This is a genomic window from uncultured Faecalicoccus sp. (genome assembly GCF_944327125.1).
Lineage (GTDB): Bacteria > Bacillota_I > Bacilli_A > Erysipelotrichales > Erysipelotrichaceae > Faecalicoccus.
On record NZ_CALVGO010000044.1, the window covers coordinates 1 to 9,980 of the forward strand.

14 protein-coding genes are annotated in these 9,980 nt (G+C 45.5%); all 14 read left to right on the forward strand.

Features of this window, described 5'->3' with window-relative positions; genetic code table 11:
• Nucleotides 1-372, forward strand: a 372-nt coding sequence (rplI, locus tag Q0K03_RS05805; protein ID WP_297238679.1) for a 50S ribosomal protein L9, incomplete at its 5' end; no start/stop codon positions are given.
• A 2-nt stretch (nucleotides 373-374) separates the two neighbouring features.
• Nucleotides 375-1,730 (forward strand): replicative DNA helicase, encoded by a 1,356-nt coding sequence (gene dnaB, locus Q0K03_RS05810; protein ID WP_297238681.1) that lies wholly within the window; start codon nucleotides 375-377, stop codon nucleotides 1,728-1,730.
• The gene (locus tag Q0K03_RS05815) at nucleotides 1,720-2,454 is read left to right on the forward strand and encodes an MBL fold metallo-hydrolase (RefSeq protein ID WP_297238682.1); all 735 of its coding nucleotides are present in this window, start codon (nucleotides 1,720-1,722) and stop codon (nucleotides 2,452-2,454) included. Before dnaB ends, Q0K03_RS05815 begins: the two co-directional genes overlap by 11 nt.
• A 110-nt stretch (nucleotides 2,455-2,564) precedes the next feature.
• Nucleotides 2,565-3,185 (forward strand): uracil phosphoribosyltransferase, encoded by a 621-nt coding sequence (upp, locus tag Q0K03_RS05820; protein WP_297238684.1) that lies wholly within the window; start codon nucleotides 2,565-2,567, stop codon nucleotides 3,183-3,185.
• A gap of 1 nt (nucleotide 3,186) precedes the next feature.
• Nucleotides 3,187-3,363 carry an AtpZ/AtpI family protein gene (locus Q0K03_RS05825; RefSeq protein WP_297238686.1) on the forward strand — a complete coding sequence of 59 codons (177 nt, stop codon included), beginning with the start codon at nucleotides 3,187-3,189 and terminating at the stop codon, nucleotides 3,361-3,363.
• Nucleotides 3,356-3,730: an ATP synthase subunit I gene (locus Q0K03_RS05830; protein ID WP_297238687.1), complete on the forward strand. Its 375-nt coding sequence runs from the start codon at nucleotides 3,356-3,358 to the stop codon at nucleotides 3,728-3,730. The genes Q0K03_RS05825 and Q0K03_RS05830 overlap by 8 nt, the downstream gene beginning before the upstream one ends.
• A complete protein-coding gene (gene atpB, locus Q0K03_RS05835) occupies nucleotides 3,723-4,427 on the forward strand; it encodes a F0F1 ATP synthase subunit A (RefSeq protein ID WP_297238689.1) in 705 nt (234 codons plus the stop codon). Before Q0K03_RS05830 ends, atpB begins: the two co-directional genes overlap by 8 nt.
• Before the next feature lie 16 nt (nucleotides 4,428-4,443).
• Nucleotides 4,444-4,689, forward strand: a complete 246-nt coding sequence (atpE, locus tag Q0K03_RS05840; protein ID WP_117445278.1) for an ATP synthase F0 subunit C — start codon at nucleotides 4,444-4,446, stop codon at nucleotides 4,687-4,689.
• A gap of 19 nt (nucleotides 4,690-4,708) precedes the next feature.
• Nucleotides 4,709-5,224, forward strand: coding sequence for a F0F1 ATP synthase subunit B (gene atpF / locus Q0K03_RS05845; protein WP_297238692.1), 516 nt, complete (start codon nucleotides 4,709-4,711; stop codon nucleotides 5,222-5,224).
• A complete protein-coding gene (gene atpH / locus Q0K03_RS05850) occupies nucleotides 5,218-5,748 on the forward strand; it encodes an ATP synthase F1 subunit delta (protein WP_297238694.1) in 531 nt (176 codons plus the stop codon). Before atpF ends, atpH begins: the two co-directional genes overlap by 7 nt.
• A gap of 12 nt (nucleotides 5,749-5,760) precedes the next feature.
• Nucleotides 5,761-7,281, forward strand: a complete 1,521-nt coding sequence (gene atpA, locus Q0K03_RS05855; RefSeq protein WP_297238696.1) for a F0F1 ATP synthase subunit alpha — start codon at nucleotides 5,761-5,763, stop codon at nucleotides 7,279-7,281.
• A gap of 3 nt (nucleotides 7,282-7,284) precedes the next feature.
• Nucleotides 7,285-8,130, forward strand: coding sequence for an ATP synthase F1 subunit gamma (gene atpG / locus Q0K03_RS05860; protein WP_297238698.1), 846 nt, complete (start codon nucleotides 7,285-7,287; stop codon nucleotides 8,128-8,130).
• Between the two features lie 10 nt (nucleotides 8,131-8,140).
• Entirely contained in the window at nucleotides 8,141-9,544 is a 1,404-nt protein-coding gene (atpD, locus tag Q0K03_RS05865; protein ID WP_297238700.1) for a F0F1 ATP synthase subunit beta, read from the forward strand.
• Between the two features lie 2 nt (nucleotides 9,545-9,546).
• Nucleotides 9,547-9,942 carry an ATP synthase F1 subunit epsilon gene (atpC, locus tag Q0K03_RS05870; protein ID WP_297238702.1) on the forward strand — a complete coding sequence of 132 codons (396 nt, stop codon included), beginning with the start codon at nucleotides 9,547-9,549 and terminating at the stop codon, nucleotides 9,940-9,942.
• Nucleotides 9,943-9,980: the final 38 nt, after the last annotated feature.

The window sequence follows — 9,980 nt, forward strand, 5'->3', positions numbered from 1 at the left end:
AGAAACTATCTCATTAAAAGAAAATTAGCGGTTGCCTATACCAAAGGCAGCAGCAAGGTGCTCAATGAACAGCTTGCAATCAAGGAAGAACACGAGGCAAAGTTAAAAAAAGAAGCGGAAGAAATCAAAAAGAAACTCGATACCATGAAACTGGAATTTTCTTTGAGTGCCGGAAAGGAAGGACAGGTGTTTGGTTCGATTTCGACCAAACAGATTCACCAGGCCCTTCAGGAAAAAGGAATCGAAGTTGATAAACGCAAGATCCATTTGGATGTTCCCGTATCCAATCTGGGAACCACCAATGTCAAAGTGGATCTGTATAAAGGACAAGTGATGGGAACGATTCATGTTCACGTCTCACAGAAAGGCTGATCATGGCTAGAGAATTGCCAAATGCCCAGACCCTGGAGCAGGCTCTTTTAGGTTCGCTGATGATCTATCCCACGGTGATGCAGGAATGCATGGATATGGACCTTCAGCCTGGCGAGTTTTATCTGCCTGGCCATCAGCGTTTGTTTGAATGCATGCAGCAGATCCAGAAGTCGGGACAGCGAATCGATCTGAATCTGGTGATCACCCGTCTTCAGGACAAGGAAGAACTGGACGCCGCCGGCGGGCTGGACTATATCATTCGTCTGGCGGACAGTGCTGTTAGCTCCGCCAATACGCGGCATTATATCGAGTCGATCAAAAATACTTCTCAGCTTCGTCAGCTGATCTTTGCGGCTGAACGCATCAGTTCTGAGTCGTATGATCTTGGAGAAGATATCGATACCGTACTGGATCAGGCGGAACGAGAGATCATGGATGTAACGCGCTATCGCCGGGGAACGGAATTTGAATCCAGTCAATCGATCGTGAACCGGGTCATGGAACAGCTGGTGGAACTTCGCAACCAAAAAGGAGTGACCGGTATTCGTACCGGATATACCGAACTGGATCATATCACCAACGGTTTTCAAAGAGGGGATCTGATCATCCTGGCTGCCCGTCCGGCCATGGGGAAAAGTGCACTGGCCTTGAACTTTGCCAATGAAGTGGCCAAGCTCAACGAAGGGGCCGTGGCCATCTTTTCTCTGGAAATGCCGGCGGATTCCTTGATGAAGCGTCTTTTGAGTTCCGAGTCTCAGGTGCCGGCGAATAAACTTCGCGACGGCAAGCTGACCGATGCCGAGATGTCACGTTTGAATTTCAGCGGCAGTCAGCTGGGAGAAAGAAATATCTTTATCGATGATACCAGTTCCATCAAAGTTTCACAGATCTTTTCCAAATGCCGTAAATTAAAGACGGAATACGATAAACTTTCTTTGGTCGTGATTGATTACCTGCAGCTGATTACAGGAACGCGTTCGGATTCGCGTCAGCAGGAAGTATCGGATATTTCACGAAATTTGAAGATCCTGGCCAAAGAACTGGATTGTCCGGTGATTGCCTTATCGCAGCTGGCACGTAAGGTGGAAGAAAGAAACGACCACGAACCGCAGTTGAGTGACCTTCGTGAATCGGGATCGATCGAACAGGATGCCGACATCGTTATGTTCATTTATCGTGAAGATTACTATAAAAAAGACCAGGAAGGCGAACAGAAACAAGATGACCCTTCTATTGTCGATCTGTCTTTGGCGAAGCATCGAAACGGATCGACGGGAAAGATCAAACTTGTGTTTGAAAAGAACATCTCCCGATTTACCAATTTTTCTAGTCAGAATGGAGACATTTATGAAAATTGATCTTCTTTGTTCCGGCTCGAAGGGCAACAGCTGCCTGATTCGAAGTCACAACACTTCGATTTTGATCGACTGCGGTTCCACCAAACGCTATTTGATGTCCAGTTTGCACAGTGTGCATCAAAAAGTGGACGATCTGGACGCGTTGCTGGTGACTCATGGTCATACCGATCATATCTCGCAGTTAAAACATTTTGATGCACTTCCTGTTTACAGCTATTGTGACCTGGATGTAAGAGACCATCATTGTGTTTGTCCTTTGGAGAAATTTGTGATCAAAGATCTGTGCATCACGGTCATCGGCTTAAGCCATGATGCACCGCACACCGTGGGGTATGTATTGGAAGATGACAAAGAAAAACTTGTCTATATTACCGATACCGGATATCTTCCCAATCATGAAAAACATTTGTTGACCAATGCCGATCACTATATTTTTGAAAGTAACCACGATCTGCAGATGCTGATGCAGACATCGCGGCCGATGTTTGTCAAACAGCGGATCTTGTCAGATTCTGGACATTTATCCAATGAAGACTCGAGCATGCATTTATCGGATCTGATCAATACGAAGACCAAAAACATCGTTCTGGCACATCTTTCTGAGGAAGCTAACCTTCCACAAATGGCTCTGGATGTGTTATACGATACGTTGAATAAGAAACGGTTGTCCAGTTCGAAGCTGAACATTCTGGCAGCGGATCAGTTTAAAATCATAACCTTATAGCTTTGGAAATTTCCGAAGCTTTTTTATTTAGAAAAGGATAACGAAAAAAAGAGGGAATCGTTTCATTTTATGGTCAGAAAATGATATAATCACTGAAACGAGGTGAGAGTATGTTGACAGTATTTGATCATCCGCTGATCAAGCATAAGCTGACAGTGATGAGAAACAAAGAAACGGGAACCAAGGATTTCCGGCAGAATCTTGATGAAATTGGAGGATTGATGGTCTATGAGATCACGCGCGATCTTCCTTTGAAAGAAGTGGATATTGAAACGCCGTTATGCCCGTATAAGGGAAGTGCACTGGCAAAAGAAGTTGTCATTGTGCCGATTCTTAGAGCCGGACTGGGTGTTGTCAACGGGATCCAGAATCTGATTCCTATTGCCAAAGTGGCGCATATCGGAATGTATCGGGATGAAGAAACACTGGAACCGCATCCGTATTTTGAAAAGTATCCTAGCTGCATGGAAGATGCCTACGTTTTGATCGTAGATCCAATGCTTGCCACGGGTGGCTCCAGTATTGCCGCAATCGATATGGTAAAGAAACAGGGAGCCAAAGACATTAAGCTGGTTTGCCTGGTCGGAGCGCCTGAAGGCGTAAAGGCTGTGGAAGAACATCATCCGGATGTGGATATTTATCTGGCCAGCCTGGATGATCATTTGAATGAAAACGGGTATATCGTACCTGGACTAGGAGATGCTGGCGATCGTATCTTTGGTACGAAGTAAAATGAAGCCGCTCACTTTTTCAGGCGTCTTGCTTGTAAATATCTTAGTCAGCGTTTTTATAGGATATCAGCTGGACCGGTTTTTGAAGACCACCCCGATATTTATTTTGATCGGTGTAGCCTACAGTGTCTTTGGATCGATCTATTTGCTGATACATAGGACAAAAGAACATGAATGAATTACAGTTGATGAATAAAAAAATTGAAATCTTGTCGGTTGTTCTGGGCGTTCTTGCCGCACTTATTGCGGGGCTCCTGTTTAAAGATCTAAAGATTGCCATAGCCGTTGTACTGGGCCTGGTGATCGCCTTGATCGGATATGCCATGATCGTCCGAATGACGGTGACAATGGGAGATGACGACAAACTGGAAAAACAAAAAGGAACCAGAGCGTATCTGTCCCGTTATCTTCTTTATATTTGTTTTTTTGGAGCAGCGGCCTATTTTGGCTTCTCGGTGATTGCCCTTCTTGCGGGTTTTTTATGTCACAAACTGGCCATTCTGGTTTATGCGCTCCAATTAGGAAGGATGGATCACGATGCATGATGTCAGTGCATTAGAAATTCATATTGGTTCTTATACTCTGCAGATCCAACAGTCGATTTGTGTATGGCTGGCGCTTTGTCTCGTCTTTGCGGTTTTCTTTATCGTTGCCGGTAAGAAAATTGAAAAAGCCGATCCAGCCAAAGCTTCCAAAGGAATCGTGTACGTTTGCGAGGAAGCGCTGAATCTTGTGCTGTTTGTGATCAAGACCAATCTCAAGGAAACCACCAAAAAATACATTCCTTTGTTTGGAACGCTGATCTTAATGATGCTCGTTTCCAATCTGATTGGGCTGGTTGGACTGCAAAACCCGACCAGCAACGTCAGCTTTAATGCGACACTGGCCATCACGATGTGGCTGATGATCCAGGGCAACGCCATCAAAAAAGGCGGACTGCTGGCGCGGGTAAAAGAACTGACAGAACCGATGGTGCTGTTGACACCGTTGAATATTATAGGCGAGCTGGCATTGCCGATTTCTTTGACAATGCGTCTGTTCGGAAACATTTTGGCCGGAAGTATCATTACGATGCTTGTATATACCTTATTGAAGGCATTGATGCCTTGGGGCGTGCTGGGATTTGCGGTTACGCCGTTCCTGCATATGTACTTTGATATCTTTTCCGGAGTGATTCAAACATACATCTTCTTCACCCTGGCTTCGTTCTTTTTAGGACAGCAGGTTTCTGAAGAAGAATAAAAAGGAGGAAAATAAAATGGAATTTAATGAATTTTTTGTACAGGGTATGGCTTTATTAGGTGCTGGTATTGCGATGGTTGCTGGACTTGGTCAGGGGATCGGTCAGGGTATTGCCGCTGGTAAAGGGGCGGAAAGTGTGGGCCGCAATCCAGAAGCTGCCAGTAAGATCCAGTCCATCATGGTATTGGGTATCGCCCTGGCCGAAACAACAGGGATCTACTCTCTGGTCATTGCGATCTTATTGATCTTTATCAAAGGTTAATTTGATACGGTGATACAGTATGGATGGTTTCAATATTGATAACTATCTGCGGATTTCTTTAACGGATGTCGTTCTTGTCTGTATTTCTACGTTTTTGATCGTTTTGATCGCAAAGAAGTTTTTCTGGGATAAGCTTTTAGCCTACATTCAAAAGCGTCAGGATTTGATCCAGGGAAACATTGATTCTTCGGTTCAATTGAAACAAGAAGCGCAGAATATCAAAGAACAGTACGATGAAAAAATGAAGAATGCCGGCAAAGAGGCTCATGCGATCTTGGAATCGGCAAGGGCCAGTGCCGTTCAGGAAAAGCAGCAGATATTGGAGAAAACACAGGATGAAGTAGCCCGTCTGAAAAAACAGGCACAGGAAGACATTGAAAAAGATAAGCTCAATGCGCAAAAGGATATGAAGGAAGCAATCGGTTCTGTGGCTTTGGAAGTTTCCCGGAAACTTCTTAAAAAAGAGATGGATCCATCTCTTCAAAAAGAATACATTGATGAATTTATCGATGAGGCAGGGAATTCCAAATGGTAGAAGAATGGATGCCTTATGCGCAGGCTGTCTATGAGATTGCCAAAGAGACAAAGAAGGAAGAAGAGTTTTTAAAAAGTTTAAGAGAACTTTCGCAAATATGGAAAGAGGAAAAAGAATTTGTCCTTGCCTTATCCCATCCTAAGATCGCGAAAGCTACAAAGAAGGAATGGCTTCTTTCTTTGTTTGAAAAGGAACTGGATCCCATCCTGATGCAGACGCTGCTGGTGTTCAATGAGCATGGTGTGATCCAGGCTTTGGCAAAGATTACCGAAGCTTTTGAAACGTGTTATCAGGAAGATCACGATATTCAAAATGTCCTTGTGAAAAGTGCCTGTGTATTGGATCCGGCACAGGAAGCATCTCTAAAGAAGATGCTGGAAAAAAAGCTGAACAAGGAAGTCACTTTGTCTGTCAAGATCGAACCGGAACTGATTGCCGGACTTCGGGTACAGGCTGGTGATCTTGTCTTAGACAATACCGTTTTATCGCGCTTGGAAGCGATAAAAGAAAAAATAAAGAACTAGAAAGGTGATACTATGAGTTTAAATCCAGCGCAGATCTCTCAATTGATCAAAGCACAAATTCAAAATATCGACCAGGATCTAGAAATGAACGAAAGCGGAACGGTTCTCAGTATTGGGGACGGGATCGCAACGGTTTACGGACTTCGCAATGCGATGATGTCAGAGTTGTTACTGTTTCCTCATGATGTATACGGCATGGTCATGAACTTGGAAGATGAACAAGTGGGTGTCGTTTTAATGGGGGAAAATAACGATATCAAAGAAGGGGACCTGGTCAAACGGACCAGTCATATCGTAGAAGTTCCCGTAGGGGATGCCTTAGTGGGACGTGTTGTCAATGCCCTGGGTCAGCCTATCGACGGCAAGGGGGAGATTGAATCTTCAAAAACCCGCCCGGTAGAACGCGTGGCTCCCGGCGTTATGACGCGTAAAAGCGTTTCGGTTCCTTTACAGACCGGTTTAAAGATCATTGATTCTATGATTCCGATTGGTCGCGGTCAGCGTGAGCTGATTATTGGAGATCGTCAGACGGGAAAGACGGCGATTGCCATTGATACGATCATCAATCAAAAAGGTCAGAATGTGAAATGTATCTACGTGGCCATCGGCCAGAAAGCCAGTACCGTGGCGCAGATCGTTGAAAAGCTGAAACAACATCACGCCATGGACTATACGACGATCGTTGTTTCAACGGCCAGCGAACCGGCCCCTTTACAGTATCTGGCGCCTTATGCCGGATGTGCCATGGGGGAAGAATGGATGGAAAATGGGGAAGATGTTTTGATCGTTTATGACGATTTGTCAAAACACGCCGTTGCCTATCGTACCATGTCGCTGCTGTTAAGAAGGCCTCCGGGACGGGAAGCCTACCCAGGCGATGTTTTCTATCTGCATTCCCGCTTATTGGAAAGAGCGGCTCGTTTGAATGAAGACTATGGAAATGGATCTTTGACGGCCTTGCCGATCATTGAAACCCAGGCTGGCGATATTTCTGCCTATATTCCAACCAATGTCATTTCGATCACCGACGGACAGATCTTCCTGAAGACCGATATGTTCAATCAGGGGGTGCGTCCAAGTGTGGATTCTGGTTTCTCTGTAAGCCGTGTAGGATCGGCGGCTCAAATCAAAGCGATGAAACAGGTTTCGGGATCCTTAAAGCTTGAACTGGCTCAGTTCCGTGAGATGGAAGCTTTCTCTAAATTTGGTTCGGATCTGGATCCGGCAACTAAGGAAGTGCTCAATCACGGGGCTCGTCTGACACAGCTTTTGATTCAGAAACAATACGCGCCTTTGCGTGTCAGCGAACAGGTCGTTTCTTTGTTTGCGGCCAAACATAAATACTTAAAAGACGTTCCAGTGGATAAAGTGCAGGCTTTTGAAGCCGGTTTACTGGCATATATCAATCGGGAATATCCGTATATTCTTGACCAGATCGAAACGAAAAAGGCATTGGATCAAGATCTGGAAGCGCAGATCAAAACAGCCTTGGATGCCTACGCAAAAGAGTTTTCACTGACTGTGGGAGCTTAGTGTATGGCACAGAGTAGACAGGCAATTCAAGCGCGGATAAAATCGGTGGATTCCACGAAAAAAATCACGAAGGCCATGCAGCTGGTCGCTTCCAGCAAGCTTACCAGACAAAAACAGGCGATGGAAGAAAACCGGGAATACGCTTTGGCTTTACAGGAGCTTTTAACTTTGGTGCTGCGTTCTGCCGATGAGAAATCGATCTATTTGAATGCCGAAAAAGAAAAAACCAATTATGTTTTTGTGATCACCAGTGATATGGGATTGTGCGGAGGCTATAACGCGAATCTTTTCAAAATGATCCAGACGCATCTGAACAAGGAGGATCTCATTGTCATGGTGGGTTCCCGAGGGATCAACTGGATCAAAAGCCGAGACTATACGGTGCATAAGGAACTGAGCGATCTCAATGAAGATATTGTTTACGGGGCTTTGTCTCAGTGCATGGAAGAAGCTTTGGAACTTTATGAGAATAGAAAGATCTCCAGTATTCAGATCCTTTATACACATTATAAGAATACATTGACTTTTATTCCGGAACTGGAGACGATTCTTCCGGTCTCTAAAAAAGAAGAAAAAGAACATAAATTAAGATCGGAAACGATATTTGAACCGGGAAAAGAAGAAATGTTGGAGAACGTGATCCCTATGGCTGCCAAATCGGTCTTATATTCGAAATTCTTGGAAAGTAAGACCAGTGAACAGGCTTCCCGCCGCATGGCCATGGAAAGTGCCACGGATAATGCCAACGAACTTCAGGAAGCTCTGGAATTAGCGTTTAACCAGGCACGTCAGGCCGCCATTACGCAGGAAATCACAGAAATCGTAGGCGGCGCCAATGCGCTGGTTTAGGAGGTAAAAGATGTCAGAAAATATTGGAAAAGTAGTACAGATCATTGGTCCGGTCGTCGATATCTGTTTCGATGAGGATCATTTGCCTGACCTTTTGACCGCAATAGAAATCAAACGAGACAATCAGGAAAGTCTGATTGTCGAGGTGGAACAGGGAATCGGAGCGGACCGTGTACGCTGTATTGCGATGGGAAGCACCGATGGACTGGTAAGAGGAATGGATGCCATTGATACAGGCAAGCCGATCCAGGCTCCTGTAGGAGATAAGATCTTAGGACGCATGTTTAACGTATTGGGCCGGCCCATTGACGGTCTGGGTCCAATGGAAGATGTCGAATATGAACCGATCCATAGAAGTGCACCGGCTTTTGATGAACAAAGTACGGAAAGCGTTCCTTTGGAAACGGGAATCAAGGTCATTGACTTGCTGTGCCCGTATGCCAAGGGAGGAAAGATCGGTCTCTTTGGGGGTGCCGGTGTCGGCAAAACGGTATTGATCCAGGAGTTGATCCACAACATCGCCAAAGAACACGGTGGAAAATCCGTTGTGGTCGGTGTTGGAGAAAGAACCCGTGAAGGAAATGATATGTATCATGAAATGAAAGACAGCGGGGTCTTGGATAAAACGGTTCTGGTCTATGGTCAGATGAATGAAAGTCCGGGTGCCCGAATGCGAGTGGGGCTGACCGGTCTTACAATGGCCGAACATTTCCGTGATAAAGATCATCAGGATGTTTTACTCTTTATCGACAACATTTTCCGTTTTACGCAGGCCGGTTCAGAAGTAAGCGCCTTGCTTGGACGCGTGCCTAGCGCCGTAGGATATCAGCCGACCCTGGCTACGGAAATGGGTCAGCTGCAGGAACGAATCACATCGACCAATGAAGGCTCGATCACTTCGGTGCAGGCCATCTATGTTCCTGCCGATGATTTGACCGATCCGGCGCCGGCAACGGCCTTTACACATCTGGATGCGAAAACGGTACTGGACCGTGATATCGCCGCATTGGGTATCTATCCGGCCGTAGATCCTCTGGAATCCAATTCCCGGATCCTGGATCCATTGGTCGTGGGACAAAGACACTATGATGTAGCGCGGGGCGTTCAGAGCATTCTTCAGCGTTATAAGGAACTTCAGGATATCATTGCGATCTTAGGAATGGATGAATTAAGCGAAGATGATAAAAAGATCGTCAACCGCGCCCGTCGTGTTCGAAACTTTTTATCCCAGCCTTTCAACGTGGCGGAAGTGTTCTCCGGCATTCCGGGAAAATATGTACCGCTTGAAGATACGATCCGTTCTTTTGAGCGCATCTTGAATGGAGAGTTTGACGATCTTCCAGAACAGGCCTTCATGTTTGTGGGAACGATTGAAGAAGCGATCGAAAAAGCCAAAGAACTGACTGGTGAATAACTATGATTTCTTTAAGAATCGTAACTCCGTTGGGGCAGTATACACAAAAAGATGTCCAGAGCATCCATGTGACCAGTGTTAACGGTGAAATGACATTGTTAAGCAATCATATGCCGATCTTTGCCGCCCTGGTTCCTTGCCGACTGACTTTAAAAGATCAGAACGAGCAGAAACTGGAATATGCCCTGGCTGGCGGTTTTCTGCATTTGGAAGACAATAAGGCTTTGATCCTGACCGATGCGATCGAAGGAAAAGGCGATATCGATATCGAACGAGCCAAACGGGCTTACAAACGCGCTCGGGAAAGAATCGACAAGAAAGACAGTGCCACGAATATGAAACGTTCACAGTTGGCCCTGGTGCGGGCGATGAATCGTATCAAAGTACACAGCGACTAGTAATCTGGTCGCTTTTTTTGTATAATCCCTATGATGAT